18 protein-coding genes and 1 other annotated feature are annotated in these 18,419 nt (G+C 29.3%); all 18 genes read left to right on the forward strand.

The window, feature by feature from the left end; genetic code table 11:
• Positions 1 to 97: 97 nt before the first annotated feature.
• The 18 genes from pip to KMP11_RS01805 all read left to right on the forward strand — a co-directional run bounded on the left by pip (position 98) and on the right by KMP11_RS01805 (position 18,349).
• On the forward strand, positions 98 to 1,060 hold the full coding sequence (pip, locus tag KMP11_RS01720) for a prolyl aminopeptidase (RefSeq protein WP_215756637.1): 963 nt from the start codon (positions 98 to 100) through the stop codon (positions 1,058 to 1,060).
• Positions 1,061 to 1,071: 11 nt separating this feature from the next.
• The gene (locus KMP11_RS01725) at positions 1,072 to 2,868 is read left to right on the forward strand and encodes an aminopeptidase P family protein (RefSeq protein ID WP_215756638.1); all 1,797 of its coding nucleotides are present in this window, start codon (positions 1,072 to 1,074) and stop codon (positions 2,866 to 2,868) included.
• 169 nt (positions 2,869 to 3,037) lie between these two features.
• A complete protein-coding gene (locus tag KMP11_RS01730; RefSeq protein ID WP_253195964.1) occupies positions 3,038 to 3,703 on the forward strand; it encodes an HAD family hydrolase in 666 nt (221 codons plus the stop codon).
• Between the two features lie 3 nt (positions 3,704 to 3,706).
• A complete protein-coding gene (locus tag KMP11_RS01735) occupies positions 3,707 to 4,081 on the forward strand; it encodes an OsmC family protein (protein ID WP_215756639.1) in 375 nt (124 codons plus the stop codon).
• A 179-nt stretch (positions 4,082 to 4,260) separates the two neighbouring features.
• Positions 4,261 to 6,147, forward strand: a complete 1,887-nt coding sequence (gene mnmG / locus KMP11_RS01740; RefSeq protein WP_216279988.1) for a tRNA uridine-5-carboxymethylaminomethyl(34) synthesis enzyme MnmG — start codon at positions 4,261 to 4,263, stop codon at positions 6,145 to 6,147.
• The gene (gene rsmG, locus KMP11_RS01745) at positions 6,140 to 6,850 is read left to right on the forward strand and encodes a 16S rRNA (guanine(527)-N(7))-methyltransferase RsmG (protein ID WP_216279989.1); all 711 of its coding nucleotides are present in this window, start codon (positions 6,140 to 6,142) and stop codon (positions 6,848 to 6,850) included. The genes mnmG and rsmG overlap by 8 nt, the downstream gene beginning before the upstream one ends.
• 206 nt (positions 6,851 to 7,056) lie before the next feature.
• The gene (locus tag KMP11_RS01750) at positions 7,057 to 8,118 is read left to right on the forward strand and encodes a PTS sugar transporter subunit IIC (RefSeq protein WP_216279990.1); all 1,062 of its coding nucleotides are present in this window, start codon (positions 7,057 to 7,059) and stop codon (positions 8,116 to 8,118) included.
• Positions 8,119 to 8,348: 230 nt separating this feature from the next.
• A complete protein-coding gene (locus tag KMP11_RS01755; protein ID WP_215756678.1) occupies positions 8,349 to 8,876 on the forward strand; it encodes a QueT transporter family protein in 528 nt (175 codons plus the stop codon).
• A gap of 110 nt (positions 8,877 to 8,986) precedes the next feature.
• Entirely contained in the window at positions 8,987 to 9,487 is a 501-nt protein-coding gene (locus KMP11_RS01760; protein WP_215756679.1) for a hypothetical protein, read from the forward strand.
• Positions 9,480 to 10,424: a polyprenyl synthetase family protein gene (locus KMP11_RS01765; protein WP_216279991.1), complete on the forward strand. Its 945-nt coding sequence runs from the start codon at positions 9,480 to 9,482 to the stop codon at positions 10,422 to 10,424. Before KMP11_RS01760 ends, KMP11_RS01765 begins: the two co-directional genes overlap by 8 nt.
• A 14-nt stretch (positions 10,425 to 10,438) precedes the next feature.
• Positions 10,439 to 11,692, forward strand: coding sequence for a tetratricopeptide repeat protein (locus tag KMP11_RS01770; RefSeq protein ID WP_216279992.1), 1,254 nt, complete (start codon positions 10,439 to 10,441; stop codon positions 11,690 to 11,692).
• A 109-nt stretch (positions 11,693 to 11,801) separates the two neighbouring features.
• Positions 11,802 to 12,635 carry a metallophosphoesterase gene (locus tag KMP11_RS01775; protein ID WP_216279993.1) on the forward strand — a complete coding sequence of 278 codons (834 nt, stop codon included), beginning with the start codon at positions 11,802 to 11,804 and terminating at the stop codon, positions 12,633 to 12,635.
• Positions 12,636 to 12,723: 88 nt separating this feature from the next.
• Positions 12,724 to 14,004, forward strand: a complete 1,281-nt coding sequence (locus tag KMP11_RS01780) for an LCP family protein (RefSeq protein ID WP_216279994.1) — start codon at positions 12,724 to 12,726, stop codon at positions 14,002 to 14,004.
• A gap of 29 nt (positions 14,005 to 14,033) precedes the next feature.
• Positions 14,034 to 14,789 carry a GNAT family N-acetyltransferase gene (locus KMP11_RS01785; protein ID WP_215756684.1) on the forward strand — a complete coding sequence of 252 codons (756 nt, stop codon included), beginning with the start codon at positions 14,034 to 14,036 and terminating at the stop codon, positions 14,787 to 14,789.
• 148 nt (positions 14,790 to 14,937) lie between these two features.
• Positions 14,938 to 16,224, forward strand: a complete 1,287-nt coding sequence (locus KMP11_RS01790) for an adenylosuccinate synthase (RefSeq protein ID WP_216279995.1) — start codon at positions 14,938 to 14,940, stop codon at positions 16,222 to 16,224.
• 305 nt (positions 16,225 to 16,529) lie between these two features.
• Positions 16,530 to 16,663: a sequence feature (ribosomal protein L10 leader region), on the forward strand.
• A gap of 35 nt (positions 16,664 to 16,698) precedes the next feature.
• Complete coding sequence (gene rplJ, locus KMP11_RS01795; RefSeq protein ID WP_215756686.1) at positions 16,699 to 17,199, forward strand: 50S ribosomal protein L10; 501 nt, start codon at positions 16,699 to 16,701, stop codon at positions 17,197 to 17,199.
• 43 nt (positions 17,200 to 17,242) lie between these two features.
• Positions 17,243 to 17,605, forward strand: coding sequence for a 50S ribosomal protein L7/L12 (gene rplL / locus KMP11_RS01800; RefSeq protein WP_215756687.1), 363 nt, complete (start codon positions 17,243 to 17,245; stop codon positions 17,603 to 17,605).
• Positions 17,606 to 17,752: 147 nt separating this feature from the next.
• On the forward strand, positions 17,753 to 18,349 hold the full coding sequence (locus tag KMP11_RS01805; RefSeq protein ID WP_215756688.1) for a class I SAM-dependent methyltransferase: 597 nt from the start codon (positions 17,753 to 17,755) through the stop codon (positions 18,347 to 18,349).
• Positions 18,350 to 18,419: the final 70 nt, after the last annotated feature.

Genomic DNA, 18,419 nt, shown 5'->3' on the forward strand with positions numbered 1-18,419 from the left:
TCGTCAAATAAATTAAATGAATAGAAAATTTCTTACTCATTTTTATTTTTCTATGTTATAATATAGGTGTATAAAATAGAAATAAGGAGTAATTAATATGACATTAAGAACATTTTACCCAGAGATTGAAGCTAATTTTACTGATTTTATAAAAGTAGATGAACAGCATACAATCTACTATGAAGAATCAGGTAATCCAAAGGGACAGCCTGTTATTTTTTTACATGGTGGACCTGGTTGTGGTTCTTCTCCAACTTGTAGAAGATACTTTGCCCCTGAATTTTATCGTATAATAGTTTTCGATCAAAGAGGGAGTGGTAAATCTACACCACATGCTTGTTTAGAAAATAATGATACTTGGCATATTATCGAAGATATAGAAAAAATTCGTCAAGCCTTAAATATTGAAAAATGGCTTGTCTTTGGTGGTAGCTGGGGGGCAACACTAGCTTTATGCTATGCTATTAAGCATCCAGAAAGAGTACAAGGTTTGGTATTGAGGGGAATATTCTTGGGACGCCGTGAAGATATAGAATGGATTTATGAAATTGGTGGTGCAAGTAATATTCAACCAGAAGCATTTGAAAAATATATTAGCATAATACCAGAAGAAGAAAGAAAAGATATTATCTCAGCTTATTATAGAAGATTAACAAGTGATGATAGGGAAGATAGAGAACAAGCAGCTAAAGAATGGAGTATGTGGGAGGGAAATCTTGTAACTCTTCTGCCAGATCCAAATTTAGAAAATAGTTTTGGAGAAATTAATTATGCAATTTCAATGGCGACCATAGAATGCCATTTTTGGATGAACAATATGTTCTGGGATGATGATAATTATATCTTAAATAATGTAGATGTTATTAAAGATGTTCCTACTATTATTGTTCATGGACGTTATGATATTGATTGTCGAGTTATTGGGGCTTATGAACTAAGTAAAAAATTAAATAATTGTGAATTAAATGTAGTTGTTGCTTCAGGTCATTCATCAGGAGAAGCAGGGATTGTTGACGGACTTATTAAAGCAACAGATAAATTTAGGGAAATATTAAAATAAGGAGAAAATTTATGAATGTGCTTGAGAGAATAGCTAAATTAAGAGAACTTATGGCTAGTGATGGGATAGATATTTATATGATACCTACTGCTGACTATCACAACAGTGAATATGTAGGGGAACATTTTAAGTCTAGGGAATTTATAAGTGGCTTTACTGGTTCTGCTGGGACTGTTGTCGTTACAAAAGATTTTGCAGGTCTTTGGACTGACGGTAGATACTTTTTACAGGCAGAAAATCAACTTGCAAGCAGTGGTATAGTTTTACAAAAAATGGGAGAGCCAGAGGTTCCAAGTATAACAGATTTTATCGTTGAAAATATTTCAGAGGGTGGAGTATTAGGTTTTGACGGAAGAGTTGTTATGTTTGGGCAAGGTAAAGAATTATTTGTCAAACTTAAAAAGAAAAATGCCACAATAAAATACGATATTGACTTAGTTGATGAAATTTGGGATGATAGACCTTCATTATCAAAAAACAAGGCATTCTCGTTAAGTTTAGAGCAAGCTGGACAAACTGTTGCTCAAAAATTAGAAAGACTTAGACGTGAAATGGCTGAAGTTGGAGCTAATGCACACATAATAACAACTTTAGATGACAATGGCTGGTTACTAAATATTCGTGGTACTGATGTTGATTTCTTCACTCTACTTTTAAGTTATTCAATAGTATATGAAAATAAAGTTGATTTTTATGTTGATGAAAGTAAATTATCTACTTCAATAAAAGAAGAACTTGCAAAAGATAATGTTAATTTAAAGCCGTATAATTATATTTATGAAGATGTAAAAGAATTTTCATATTCAGATGTTGTTTTAGTAGACCCAGCTTTGTTAAATTATGCAATATTTAATAATATTCCTAAGGAAGCGACATTAATAGAAAAACGTAATCCAACTGTTCTGATGAAAGCTATGAAAAATGAAATTGAAATTAAAAATATAATTTCTGCCCATGTTAAAGATGGAGTTGCACACACTAAATTTATTTATTGGTTAAAACAACTAGCTAAAAATGGACTTATTGAAAAGGAAAGTGAACTTAGTGTTTCTGATAAATTAGTAGAATTTAGAAGAGAGCAAGGAGATTATATCTGCCCAAGTTTTGCTCCTATATGTGGTCATGCCGCTAACGGTGCTATTATTCACTATTCTTCAACTCCAGAAACAAATGTAAATATTAATCTTGGAACATTCTTACTAACTGATACTGGTGCAAATTATATGCAGGGTTCTACGGATATTACTAGAACTACTGCTATTGGAAAAGTTAGTGATGAATTAAAGCATGACTACACACGTGTATTAAAAGCTAATTTACAATTATCTAAGGCTAAGTTTTTAGAGGGAGTTACTGGGCAAAATCTTGATGTTTTAGCTCGTATGCCTCTGTGGGAAAATTACGAAAACTATAATCACGGAACAGGACACGGAGTAGGATACTTGGGTAATATCCATGAAGGTCCAGCTGGCATTCGTTGGCAAATTCGTCTAAATGAATTAGAACCTTTAAGAGAGGGCATGGTACTATCAAATGAACCTGGACTATACATTACTAATTCACACGGAATACGTTTGGAAAATGAATTAGTTGTTAGAAAAACTGTAAAAAATGAATATGGTCAATTTTTAGAGTTTGAAGTAATAACCTACGTGCCATTTGATTTAGAAGCAATAGACTTTAATATGTTAAATGATGTTGATAGATATGAATTAAATAAATATCACAAAAAAGTTTATGAAGTAGTCGCTCCGCACTTAACTGAAGAAGAAAGAATGTGGTTAAAAGAAGCTACTAGAGAAATTTAATTTTTAAAATTTTAATAAAATAAAAATATAAGAAAACAAGAAATAAGCACTTATATAAGTTATAGCAGAATTTATTTTTTAAATGTTATTCTAACTTTTTTATCTTCTTCTCTGGCAAAAAAGTTTTAAAAATGTTAATATGATAATAGAGAATCTTGGAGGTTGATTGATGATAAAAAAATTAGAAGCGGTTATTTTTGATTTTGACGGAACGATTGTTGATACAGAAAAAACATATTATGAAGTAATGTCAGAATTAATAAAAAAACATACAAATATAGAATTGGATATTATAAATTATATTAAAAACGTTCCTGGCACAAGTGCAGAGCAATGTAAAAAGTATATTATGTCAACTTATGATATGAGTGAAGAAAAATATAGCAAACTAGAAAAAGATTTAACGTCTATGTATGACAGATTTATTAAATCACCTTTGCTTCCCTATATAGAAGATACTTTTAAATTGTTAATAGCAAATAATATAAAAATCGGTGTGGCATCTAATGGAAGTTTGGAACATATCATAGATGGTTTAAAAGAACATAATCTTTATAACTATGTTGATGATATAGTAACAAAATATGATGTGGAAAATGGCAAGCCGGCACCTGATATTTATTTGGCGGCTGCTTATAGATTGGGAGTGAGTATCGAAAACTGTATCGCAGTAGAAGATTCAAAACCAGGTTCATTAGCTGCTACTTCTGCTGGAGCATATTTAATATTACAGCCTAATGAAATAACAAAATATTTCGATTTTAGTGATATTAAATTTAATAAAATTAATTGTAATTTGTATGAGGAAATAAAAAAAATAATAAAGGAGCAATAAATTATGTATAAGGTTAAGAGTAAATTAGATAAAGGTTTTGATGTTTTTGCTAAAAGTAGTAATGAGCAAGAATATGTTTTAAAGATGACAGAAGCAGATGGACCTATGGATGTTTTTACGGTGGCATTTTCTGGCTGTATCTTGATGTGTTCTAAGGGCTACTTTTTCAGAAAATATGAAATTCTAGACTTATCCATAGAAATAGACTTATCTTTTGATTACGAAAACAGGGCTTATCATGCTGAAATAAAGGTTGATTATCCTGATTTAACAAAAGAGGATATAGAAGGAATAATTGAAAATATTAAATTACGTTGTAAAATATCTCATTTGCTAAGTGATGATGTAAAAGCAACTTATGAAATTATTAAAAAATAATATATAATTTTTATGAACATAATAGGGTTAAAATTATTTAACCTTATTATGTTTTTATTTTTAGTTAAAAGATTAGATAATAAATATAAGTTATGATAATATATATTTGAAAAGTAATATACAAAATTTTGGTGAAAGCATAATTTTGAAAGTTATTTATTAAATATTTTGGAGGAATTATGACTGAATTTTTAAAAGAGTATGATGTAATTGTAATTGGTGGGGGTCATGCTGGTATTGAAGCATCTTTGGCTGCCAGTAGAAAGGGTGTAAAAACTTTATTGATTACAATTAATTTAGATACGATTGGTTTTATGCCTTGCAATCCTAGTGTTGGTGGTCCAGCTAAGGGAATAGTTGTTCGTGAAATTGATGCACTTGGTGGAGCTATGGCAAAAATTGCTGACAAAACAAATATTCAAACAAGAATGTTAAATACAGCAAAGGGGCCAGCAGTTCGTGCCTTGCGTATGCAATCAGATAAGGTAAAGTATCAACTAGAAATGAAAAATTTATTAGAAAATGCTCCTAACTTAGATTTGGAACAAGCTATGGTGCGTGATCTTATAGTAGAAAATAATAAAGTTATTGGACTTAAAACTATGCTGGGAACAAGTTACAAGGCTAAGGCTATTGTTATAACAACGGGAACTTATCTTAGAGGAGAGATAGTAATAGGTGATGTTAAATATTCTTCAGGACCTAATCATCAAATGCCATCTATTGACTTGGCAGAACAACTAGAAAATTTAGGATTTGATATGGTTAGATTTAAGACTGGAACACCACCTCGTGTTAATGCGGATACTGTTGATTTTACAAAAACAGAAATTCAACCAGGTGATGATAAGGAATATGCTTTTAGTTATGAAACTACCGATTTTGTTAAAGATCAAATACCTTGCTGGCTAACTTATACAAATACTAGCACTCACGATATTATAGCTAAAAACTTAAATCGTTCTGCTATGTATTCTGGTGTGATAAAGGGAACTGGTCCAAGATATTGTCCGAGTATCGAAGATAAGTATGTTCGTTTTAATGACAAGGAAAGACATCAATTATTTCTAGAACCAGAGGGCAGGGGTACAAAAGAAATTTATGTACAAGGTTTATCAACTTCCCTTCCCGATGATGTCCAAAGAGATATGATTAAATCCATAGCAGGTTTAGAAAATGCTAAAATTATGAGAAATGGTTACGCTATTGAATATGACGCTATCAATCCAACAAGTCTATGGCCAACACTAGAAACAAAGTTAATAGCAGGACTATTTACAGCTGGGCAACTTAACGGAACAAGTGGCTATGAAGAAGCGGCTGGTCAGGGAATTATTGCGGGTATAAATGCGGCTTGTAAAGTATTGGGGGAAGAACCTCTAATATTGGGTAGAGATGAAGCCTATATAGGTGTCTTAATAGATGATTTAGTAACTAAGGGAACTAACGAACCTTACAGATTATTGACATCAAGAGCTGAACATAGATTATTACTACGCCATGATAATGCTGATATGAGATTATCAGACAAGGCTTATAAGTTAAATTTAATATCAAAAGAACGTTATGATAAATTTTGTATTAAGCGACAAATGATAGCTGATGAAATAGAAAGATTAAAAACATTTAAAATTACCCCAACAAAAATAGTTGTTGACAAGATGAATAATTTAAAAACAGCAGAATTAAGAGATGGTATCTTGGCACTAGACTTATTGAAACGCCCAGAACTTTCTTATTTCGATATTATGAATTTAGCAGAACAAGAAGTTAGTCTACCCCTTGATCTAATTGAACAAGTAGAAATAGAAATAAAATATGCAGGCTATATTAAAAAATCATTGCAACAAGTAGAAAAAATGAAAAAAATGGACGAGAAAAAAATACCTGTTGACTTAGACTATGACGATGTACCTAGTTTGGCAATAGAGGCTCGAGAAAAATTAAAAAAAGTATTACCCTTGACCATAGGTCAAGCATCTCGTATATCTGGAGTTAATCCAGCAGATATTTCTATTTTATTAGTCTATTTAGAGCAAAGAAGAACGAGAAAAAATGATGAATAAAAAAGAATTTTATAAAAATTTAGCAACAAATGGAATAAACTTATCAGACAAACAAAAAAAACAGTTTGAAAAATATTTTGAATTGGTTATTTATTGGAATGAACGTATCAATTTAACGGCTATTACCAATGAAGAAGAATTTTATACAAAACATTTTTACGATTCTTTGGCTACTTCATTTTATTTTGATTTTTCTAGTGTAGAAAATATTTGTGATGTTGGTAGTGGTGCAGGTTTTCCGTCTATTCCCCTGAAAATAATTTTTCCACATTTGAAAGTTACCATAGTTGACTCTCTTAATAAGCGTATAAAATTTTTAAATATACTGGCAGAAGAGTTAGGGCTAGACAAGTATAATTTTATTCATTCTAGGGCAGAAGATTTGGGACAAAATAAGGAATACAGAGAAAGTTTTGATTTGGTAACTGCTAGGGCAGTAGCAAGATTAAATATATTATCAGAATTTTGCTTACCTCTTGTAAAAAAAGGAGGACACTTTATAGCCTTGAAATCTCAAAAATCTGATGAAGAAAAATTGGAAGCTAAAAAAGCTATAGCCTTATTAGGTGGAAAATTAGAAGAAGATTTTGAATTTTTTATTGGCGAAGAAGAACGCCATATATTAAAAATAAAAAAAACAAAGGAAACTCCTAACAAGTATCCAAGAAAAGCAGGAAGTCCTGTAAAAAAACCAATTTTATAAAATAAAAATATTTAGTGTTGATAAAAAACGGCACTAATTTTTTTAGTTTTTATCTTATGAAAATAATAAATTGAAAAATTATTTTATAAATTTACTTATTTTTTTGAAAATTCATATTGCAATTCTTATAAATTGTGTTATTATAGTTTTAACTCATCTTACATTATTATAATCAGATGAATTAAATTTTTAAAGGAGATGTTAAAATGAGTGAAAAATTAACACTAAAAAAACTATTTAATATTGTTTTAAATGGTATGGCAATAGGTATAGTTTCTGGTCTTATAGCAAACGCAGTTCTTAGTGCAGTGTTTAAGTACGCAGGAAAATTATTTTTGTCAGACTTTTTCGCAACGGCGAGCAAGGCTGTATATTTATTACAATTTGCAGTTCCTGTTTTAATAGGTTCATTAATAGCAATTTCAATGAAGTTTACACCTTTAGAAAATACTGTTCTTGGTGCTGCTTTATTAGCAGGTAGTGGTTCGATAGTTTATAATGCACAATTAAAAGCATATACAACAACACCTGTTGGGGACTTGTTTAATGTGCTTCTTGTTGCTTTGATTGCTACTTATATTATTAAATCAGTGAGTGGAAAATTCGGTTCATTAGCAATTATTTTCTTGCCAATAGTAGGTGGGGGACTACCAGCTTTAATAGGTTTGTATACATTACCATATATGCAAAAACTTACTAAATTTTTAGCTGATATTGTTTTATCATTTACTACATTGCAACCTTTAGTTATGTGTATGTTGATAGCTATGTCGTTCTCATTCTTTATAGTTACACCAGTATCTACTGTTGCAATGGGTATTATTTTATTCTCTAATACAAATTATTTAGGAGCAGGAGCTTCTGCTATTGGAGTTTTATCAGCAGCAGCTGTACTTATGATAGGTTCAATAAAAGTTAAAAATCCGTCAGGAGTAAGTTTAGCCATAATACTTGGTGCTATAAAACTTATGATGCCTAACGTGGCGAGGACTCCACTTCTTTTAGTTCCTATATTAGCTACTGCGGCTACGACTGGTTTATCAGTCTGGGCATTTAATATTTTAGGCGATCAAACAAGTGCAGGTTTTGGTATTATAGGATTAATAGGACCACTTAAAGCTATTGAAAAGGGAGCTAGTGTATTAGTAGTATTCTTAGTTTATATAGTTATACCTTTTGTATCAGCATTTATATATGATAAAATATGTACAGATGTTTTAAAATTATATAAAAAAGATGCTTATAGTGGAGCAAAATACGATAATTAATTTTTTAAATAGGTTTGGAATTTCCGAACCTATTTTTTAATAAATTATTAACTATGCTTTATCTTTAAAATTTTTATTTGACTATTTTATAATTTAATGTTAGAATTAGTACTAAAAAATTTAATAAAAGATGTTTGAGAGATCCATCTATAAAAAAAACTAGCTAAACACTAGCCTCTCATATTCTAGTGTTTTTTTGTTTTTATTCTTGAACATTGTAAGGAGGATAAATGAGAAATAATAAAGTTAAAATTTTAACACTGCAAGCCTTAATAGCCGCCATATATGTAGTGCTGACAGTATCTAATCTTAGTTTTTCTTATGGAGCTATACAGTTTAGATACAGTGAATCTTTAGCCCAATTAGTAGTATTCAGTCCACTGTTTTGGGTGCCGATTACTTTGGGTGTAGCTATTGCTAATTTTTTTAGTCCCTTAGGTCTTGTTGATGTATTTTTTGGAACCTTAGGAACAGGGCTTGCTTTAGCTTTAAGTATATTTATTTTTAAATTTATTAAAAATAGAATAGTTAGACACATTGTTAATATAGTAGTTTATTTAGGGGTATGTATGCCTATTATTGCTTATGAGATTGCAATATTTTCAGGAGAAAATTCAGCAAGAGTTGCTTTTGAATGGGATGTTTTTGTAGCAATATATGCTTCTTTACTTCTATCGCAATTCTTAGTTATGGGTTTTGGTATATTCATAACAGAAATTTTAAACAAGGCAGTAAACTTAGAAAAAATATTCAAATAAAATTTTTGTCAGCTAATATTTAATATTGGCTGTTTTCTTTGTGCCAAATTCTATTTATTAAGTAGTTTTTGTGTTATAATTTCTATATCGCAATTTATGGAGTAAGGAGTATGAAAAAATATTTTTATAAGTATGACGAAAATTTAATAAAGTTTTTAGGATATAAAGATTTAGTTTGTAAATATTCTCTTGATAATGATAATATTAATGAAGCAATTTATTTTGCTACTTCGTCTTTAGATAAGCACATAAAAGCTTTTTTTAATGTTAAGTTATCTTCTAAAGAAATATTATTAGGAGATTTTTTTAGTTTTGAGTATTACTCGCTTTTTTTAAATGATTTGAGTAAATTGAGTTTGCTTTCTTCTGTAATGAAAAAAAATTATCTTTTATTACTTAAAAAAGATATTTCTAACTTAGAAATTATTGATTTAGCTATTAGTCTACCAAGTTTATTATTTTGTTTATATAATAAGGAATTTAGTTTTGATGAAAAAGTATTTTTTTTAAGAAATTTTTATGATTGTTATAAAGAATATTTATCAGATTTATTAAAAAGAGAAGTGCAGCTTCAAACATTGATAGAGGAGTTTAATTTCTTGCATGCTTAATAATTATGAATTAGAAATAAAGAAAACAAAAAAATTAATAGTAAACTTAGTTTCTTGTGATGATGAGAAAATAAATGAAATTATCCAGTCTTACTTTTCTTCTGGTGGCAAGGGTATTAGGTTGATTTTAGCTCTTGTTTGTTCAGCTCTAGGAGATAATAAAAAATATAGTGAGGATATACGCCATATAGCTGCCATATTAGAGATAATTCATACAACGACATTAATTCATGATGATATTATAGACGGTGCAAGTGAACGCAGGGGGCGTGCTACTTTAAATAATATTTATGGCAACAATACAGCCTTGTTTATCGGGGACTATTTGTTTGCCCTTGTCCTAAATGAAGTAGCTAAGATAAAAAATGGAAGAGTTCATACTTATTTATCAGAAACTTTAAAACAAATTTGTAATGGTGAAATTATCCAGTATGAAGACTTGTATAATATTGATACAAGAGAACTTGATTACTTGAAAAAAATAAAAAGAAAAACTGCCATTCTTATAGCTTGTTCTTGTGCCTTGGGTTCAATATCTTCTGGTGCAATTGATGAGTATGTAGAAAAAAGTTACAAGTTCGGCTATTATCTGGGTATGAGTTATCAAATTATGGACGATTATCTTGATTTTGTAGCAGATGAAAAGGTGCTTGGTAAAGATACGGGACAGGATCTTATGAGTGGTAACATAACACTGCCCATAATTTTTAAAATAAAAAAAGATAGAAAAAAATTTTTGGGATATAAAAATTTTACGGAAATTGAAAAATTAAATCTCATTTCTGAATTAAAGGCTGATAAAGAAATTTTATCAAAAGTAAAATTAATAAGTGATAGATATTTAACTAAGGCAAAACTGATGCTAGAAAAGTTTCCAAAAAATGTCAGAGAAGATTTATTATTTATTGTAGCTAGTTTAGCAAATAGAAATTATTAAAAGAGGAGCAGAATATGGATATAGAACAATTTTTAAAAGAATATGAAAATATAGATATTAATTTTTTAGAAAGAGGGCAATTAGAAGTTTTTAGGGAGATATTTTTTGAACATGGAATGCTAGACAAGGCACTAGAAGTATCTGAAGTAATATATGAAAATAATAAGGAAGATGAGGGTGCCATAGTAAGCTATGTAGATAATTTAATGCACCTTGGGAAAAAAGATGAAGCCCTAATGGTTTTGTTTAATGCAGAAAAAACTGCCCAAATACTATTGCTTGAAGGTCTTATTTACAAGTATGATTTCTTATTTGATGTAGCAGAAGAAAAATTTAAACAAGCAAAATTATTAGTTAAAGATGATGAAGATTTAAAAGCTCTTATTGATGTAGAACTTGCTAATGTTTACGTTGAAGTTGGTCGTGGTGATGATGCCTTAGAACTTAGCTACAAGATGTTTAATGAAAATAATAATATTGATAATTTTATAGAAGTTACTAATAATCTTTTATCTTTAGGAAAATTTGAAGATGTAGTAGATTTTTATAATCAATATGGAATAGAATATGAGGATGCAGAAATTTATTTTTCTTTGGCATACGCCCATAACCAATTAAAAGATTTGGATAAATCAAAAGAATTTTTACTAAAAACGGTAGCCTTGGATAATGAAAATCTTGATGCTTATATGCACCTTGGTTTTATGAGTAAGGGACAAGAAGCTATTAAGTATTTAGAAAAATATTTAGACTTACAAGGATTGTCAAAAAATGTCTACATTCAACTAACTTCTCTTTATAAGCAAGAGAAAAGATACAATGATATTAGAACAATGGTAAAAGAAATTTTAACGATTATGGGAATTGATAATGACAGTCTGTATATTGCAATTAATGCCCTAAAAGAACTTTACGAAGCAGAAAAAGTATTTGAAATTTATCAGGGGTATGACATAATTAAAGAAGATTCGTCTCTTCTAGCCCTAGCCTTATTAGCACTTTCTGAAGAAGAAGACTATGCAGATTTTGTCGAAAAAGAAATAAAAAAGCATAGACCTTTCTTGTATAATGAAGCTACTTATCCTGAAATTTTAAGTAATGTTTACGAATTAACTGCTAGTGCAACAATAAAAAGATACTTGCATGATTTTTTAGCTGAACAAGCGATGAATAGTAGTTATGAAAATTTTAATAACAATCATACAAATTCAGCTTGTAGTTGTGATGGTGAAAATTGCGACGAATGTGATTGTGATAGTTGTAAATAAAAAAGTGCGTGAAATAAAAATCACGCACTTTTTATGTTAAATTATATTAATATTGCAGTAAACAGACTATAATGATATACTTAGAAAAAATATGTAAAGTGAGAACTATATGAAAATTAAAAAATATATTTTGGCAAGTTTATCCTTGATTGCCACATATTTATATCAAAATAAATTTGTCAAAAAAAATAGTTTTAAAATAAATAATTCAAAAATCCCTCCTTCATTTAGAGGTTTTAAAATAATTCAGTTATCAGATATTCACTGCGACAAAATAGGTTTTTCAGACCAAATATTTTTTGACAATATAAGAAAAGAAAAAGCAGACCTTATTTTTATTACTGGCGACATATTGGATAGTTATAGAAATAATTCTGCCACAGCTTACAATATACTATCCCAGTTAGTAGATATGGCAGATTGCTATTTTGTTTCTGGCAATCATGAACTTAGACTTGGTGATGAATACGAAAACTTAAAAAAAGTCTTGGATAAGCTAGGAATAAAAAATATTTCTAACAGAAAAGTAAGTCTAAAAAGAGGCAATGATAAAATTATAATTTCTGGAATAGAAGATTTTAATTATTTCTTGGTTGATGATTATAAAAATTATTATGCAAATCACAGAAATACACTTTTAGCAAATTATGATTCTGGAGAATTTAATATTTTACTAGCTCACAGACCGGAAAAATTATATATCTATTCAGAAGTAGGTTTTGATTTGGTCTTTTCTGGACATGCTCATGGTGGACAGTGGAATATTCCTTTTGTGGGTAGAATATTTTCTCCAAGTCAAGGATTTTTTCCAAAATATACGCATGGAATTTATAAAGAAAAAAACACTTCTATGATAGTTTCACAGGGGCTGGGGAATAGTTCTTTTCCAACGAGAATAAATAATAATCTTGAATATATAGTTGTAGAATTAGATAATAATTAAATTAATTATATTTATTTACTTTTAAAAGTAGTATTTGAAAAAAAAATATAGTATAATTGTATGGTATTTATAAAAATGGAGAGAAGATATGGGTAATAATACTGATAAAAATCAATATTCGAGATTATCACGAGTTGAAAAAGTTGTAGAAGAAAATAAAAAGAAAAGAAAAAGATGGAGAAGAATATTATATACATTTCTCTTTTTACTTGTAGCTACTAGTGGTTTTCTTATTTACACTTGGGGTAATTTTTCAAGTAATGTAAAACAAGGTTTTAAACATTCGGAAAATACAGAGCAGGTTGACCCTAATTTTAAAAAGTTTTCATTGTTAATAATGGGGATAGATGAAAATGATTCTAGGGCTGCAGAAGGGCAAACTAGAGAAAATAGTAGAACAGACTCTCTAGTTTTATTAACTGTCAATAAGGATAAAAATAGAATGGATATGGTAAGTATACCTAGAGATTCTTTTACTCTTATGAGAAATTCGTCTGATAAAAATGATCCCTCAGCCTATTTCTTTGATAAGATAACTCATGCCCATGTTTATGGGGGTAGCGATGGGACAATAGAAGCGGTGAGTAATTTACTTAATGTTCCTATCAATTTTTATGTCGTTGTAAATTTTAAAGCCTTTGAACAAGTTGTAGACTCTTTGGGTGGTGTAAAATTATATGTTCCCTTTGATATGGTGGAGCAAAATTCTAACGGAGAACAGGGGACTATTCATTTAAAACAGGGTTGGCATAATTTGAAAGGAGAAGAAGCTCTAGCTTTTGCTCGTACTAGATACCATGACAGTGACATCGAAAGAGGTCAAAGACAACTTCAAATAATTCATGCAATTATAGACAAGGCTAAGAGTTTAAATGCTCTGGCAAAAGTTAATGAATTGATTTCAATAGGTGGAGATAATGTTACTCACAACATGACAACAAGTCAGATAACATCTGCTGTATCAATGTTTGCTACTAATAATATAAATATAGTATCACATAGAATAGGTGGATATGACGCAAACATGGCAGGAGTTTACTATTATTATCCAAAACCATCTCATCTACTTTATGTATCTTCAGTTTTAAATAATACCTTGGACAATAATTTACCAATGGCTAATGATTTAATAAATATTCACTATCAAGGATATATAGTTCCTTTAATAAAAAAGTATGAAAAATCAACTGTTAAACCAGCTGCTAACTTTTACAGAACAGCTAATTATGTTAATCTAGCGGCAGAGGATTTATTGCAGTATTTACCAAAACAATTAACTATTCAAGACTTAGCTAATGACCCTACTATAAGTAATGAGAATAGGCCTAAAGAAGATACTAGCAAAGAAAAATCTGACAAGAAACAGTAATAATTCTTATATTAGAAAGGTATTTTACAATGCAACATAGCTTTATAAATGTTCATACAAAATCTAAAGTAGCCCTTGAAACTGAAAAATATCTTATCCACAGAAGAATAAAATCAAAATTATCTTACAGTGATAACTATTTAGAAATAAAAGAAATTCCTAAAAATGAAGATGAGCTAGCTTACTATATAGATGCTTGCAGAGAATTTTTTAGGGATAAGAGTGTAAATTTTATTAATTTAGCTCTGCCAGAAAATACAGAGTTAGATAAAAAATTAGTAAAATTTTTAAAAAATAATGGTTACACTAACACCGAATTTGATTTATATAGGCTAGATGTTGAAAAAATAAAAATTATTGATGCTGATAACTTAAATATTTCAGTTTTAGAAAAGGCTGATTATCCAGAATATATTGATTTTAACTACAAAATAGACTTAGAGTTTGCCAATGAAGAGTGGGCAAATCACAACAAAGAATCCATATACGAAGATATAAGAAATGAAGAAATAGTTCAGTTAATAGCTAAGGAAAATAATAAAATTATTGCTTCTGTAAATATTATTTTAAATGATAATTATTTAGAAGTTGATAATTTATATGTAGCAGAAAAATATAGAAAAAAAGGTATTGCTAGTGGGTTAATACATCGTGCAATAAAAATATTTAATAAAAAATATATAATTTTAATAGCAGATTCTTACGACACACCAAAGTATATGTACGAAAAAATGGGGTTTGAGCATATATCTTCTAAGATATATTTTTTAAAAAGCGAACTTTAGAGAGTGGATTTAAAAATTCACTCTTTTTTTAATGTTAATTATTCGTTTTTCTATTTAATACTTAATATTTTTTTGTATATTGCAAACATTAATAGAACTTGTTATAATAAAAAGTGATATTTATATAAAATTTAGGAGGTCAATTTATATGACTACAATAGTAATAGTTGGTTCACAATGGGGAGATGAAGGGAAAGGGAAAATTACTGATTTTCTTGCAGAAAAGGCTGATGTGATTGCTCGTTATCAGGGAGGGAATAATGCAGGGCATACCATAAAATTTGATGGTAAGACTTATAAACTTCAGTTGATACCTTCAGGAATATTTAACGAAGACAAGTTATCAATTATCGGAAATGGTCTTGTTGTTGACCCTAAATGGCTGTGCGGAGAAATTGATAAACTTAAAGAAACTGGAGTAACTTGTAAGGGATTAAGAATATCTAACAGAGTACATGTAGTTTTACCTTATCATTTAAAATTAGATGAAGTCGAAGAATTAAGACGTGGTGACTCTAAAATTGGAACAACTAAAAAAGGTATAGGGCCAACTTATGTAGACAAATATAAACGCTGTGGAATTAGAATAGCAGACTTATTAGATGCAGATTTGTTCAGAAAAAAATTAGAACAAAACTTGTTAGAAAAAAATGAAGTCTTTGAAAAAATTTACGGAGTAGAAGGTTTTACAGTCGAAGAAATTTTTGATGAATACTTTGAATACGGAAAAAAATTATCTGAGTATGTTACGGATACAGCTAAAGTATTAGAAGATGCACAAAAATCTAATAAAAACATCTTGTTTGAGGGAGCACAAGGTGTAATGCTTGATATTGACCACGGGACTTACCCTTATGTAACTTCATCAAATCCGAGTGCTGGTGGAATTACTGTTGGCAATGGTTTTGTCCCAACAAATGGATTTAAAGTCTTAGGTATATGTAAAGCCTACACTTCACGAGTAGGTGATGGACCTTTCCCAACAGAATTATTTGATGAAATAGGAGATACAATTAGAGAAGTTGGTAATGAATACGGAACAGTTACAAGACGACCAAGACGCATAGGTTGGTTTGATACTGTGGTTATGCGTCATTCTGCACGTGTATCAGGTATGACTAACTTGTCAGTAAATTGCTTAGATGTTCTTAGTGGTTTGAAAGAATTAAAAATATGTACAGCCTATGACTTTAATGGAGAATTGTTAAAAGAATATCCAGCTAGTGAAAATATTATAAAAGACTGCAAGCCAGTTTACGAAATTTTACCAGGATTTGATGAGGATATTACAGGAGTAACATCATTAGAAGAATTACCAGAAAATGCTCGCAACTACCTAAAACGCATAGAAGAATTAGTTGGCGTTAAAATTTCAGTATTTTCTACTGGACCAGATAGAACACAAACTCACTTATTAGAAGACTTGTGGAAATAAAAAAATTATTTTACTTTAAAAATTTTCAAGAAAAATTATTTTATGGTTAAAATAAAAACTTATTAAAAAATAATTACTTAAAATTTGAGATTATGAAATTAAAGCAGAAGAAAACTTCTGCTTTTTATTTTGTTTAAATTTTACAAAATTATTATAAGAAGTAAAATTTTAAAAGTTTATGTTAAAAAAATAATTATTATGTATTTAAATAAAATTTAATTATTAAAAAAATTATTTTAAAAAATATTTTGCAAATGAAATTAAAAATAACTTGACATTGTAATAGAAATAGTGTATATTATCTAAAGTCAGTTTAAAATGTACCTAAGACAGTAGGGAACGAAAGTTTTAATAATCCTACCGAGGACGATAATAAAAAGAGTATTATGTTATGCCTTTTTGTGTGTTCTCGCATGCAGAAAGGTTCTTTTATTGGTACAATGAGATTGATAAATCTAATTAGGAGGAAATTCAATGTCAAAAGCTATTGAGAGAAAACAAGAACTTGTAAACCAAATTGCAGAAGAAATTAAAGCAAGTTCATCAATCGTTATCGCTGATTATCGTGGTCTCAATGTTGCTGAAGTAACAGAACTACGTAACAATATGCGTAACGAAGGGTTAACATTTAAAGTTTACAAAAACTCATTAGTACGTCGAGCTATGGAACAAGCAGGAATTGAGGGGTTAAATGAAGTATTAACTGGACCAAATGCCATTGCTTTTTCAAGTGAAGATGTAGTTGCACCAGCCAGAGTTCTGAATGATTTTGCTAAAAATCATGAAAACCTTGAATTAAAAGCAGGTGTAATCGAAGGTAAAGTAGCTTTGTTAGATGAAGTTAAAGCTATCGCAACATTACCAAGCAAGGAAGGATTACTTTCTATGCTATTATCTGTATTAACAGCACCAATGAGAAATACTGCTTTAGCAGTTAAGGCTGTTGCAGACCAAAAAGCTGAACAAGAAGCTTAATAAAAAATAAAAATTACTTATACACAATCGGAGGAAAATTATAATGACTAAAGAACAAATTTTAGAAGCTATCAAAGCTATGTCAGTTTTAGAGTTAAACGACCTAGTAAAAGCAATTGAAGAAGAGTTTGGAGTAACTGCGGCTGCACCTGTAGCTGTTGTAGCTGGTGCTGGAGTTGCTGATGTAGAAGAAAAAACTGAATTTGATGTAGTATTAGTTGCTACTGGAGACCAAAAAATTAAAGTAATCAAAGTTGTTCGTGAAATCACTGGCGACGGGCTAAAAGAAGCTAAAGAAAAAGTTGACGGTGCACCATCAACTCTTAAAGAAGGAGTTTCTAAAGAAGAAGCAGAAGAAATTAAAGCTAAATTAGAAGAAGTTGGAGCTTCAGTAGAAGTTAAATAATTGAATTTTAACTAAAAACTAATTAGATAGATGTAAAAATAACAAATATTCATTAGAATGTATTTAGATGATAATAATATATAGTATATCTCAGATTAGCTCAGCTAAGCAGAGATATACTTTTTTAATTTATGTAGGTGATAATATATGGAACATTATTATACAAATAATCCTAATTCAAAAAGTAAGGAGCAAATAATAAGAGGATTTATCAAGGAAAAAGAATATAAATTTATAACGGATAATGGCGTATTTTCTAAAAATGGTGTTGATTTTGGAACGAGAACTTTGCTAGAAAATTTTAGTAGCCAAAAAACTAGTGCAAAAGTTTGTGATTTGGGTTGTGGTTACGGAGTAGTATCTGTATTTTTAGCTGATAACTACAAAAATTTTTCTTTTACCATGATAGATATAAATAAAAGAAGTTTAGAATTATCTGATAAAAATTTGAAATTAAATAAGGTTGAAAATCAAGTAAAATTAATAGAAAATGATGTTCTTGATAATATAGAAGAAAGTTTTGATATAATTTTAAGCAATCCGCCAATAAGGGCAGGCAAGGAAGTAGTGCATAAAATAATGAAACAAAGTTTTGAATTTCTTAATACTGATGGAGAGTTGTGGGTAGTCATTCAAAAAAAACAAGGTATGGCAAGTTGTAAAAAATTATTAGAAAATTTATTTAAAGACGTTAAAATTGTTTCTAGAAACAAGGGATATTATATCCTAAAATCAATAAAATAAATTGACTTTAAAAATAAATTATGATAATATGATATATTGCAAGTAATTTATTTAAAATTATGAATGAATT

The organism is Gemella sp. zg-570 (assembly GCF_018866345.1).
Classification (GTDB): domain Bacteria; phylum Bacillota; class Bacilli; order Staphylococcales; family Gemellaceae; genus Gemelliphila.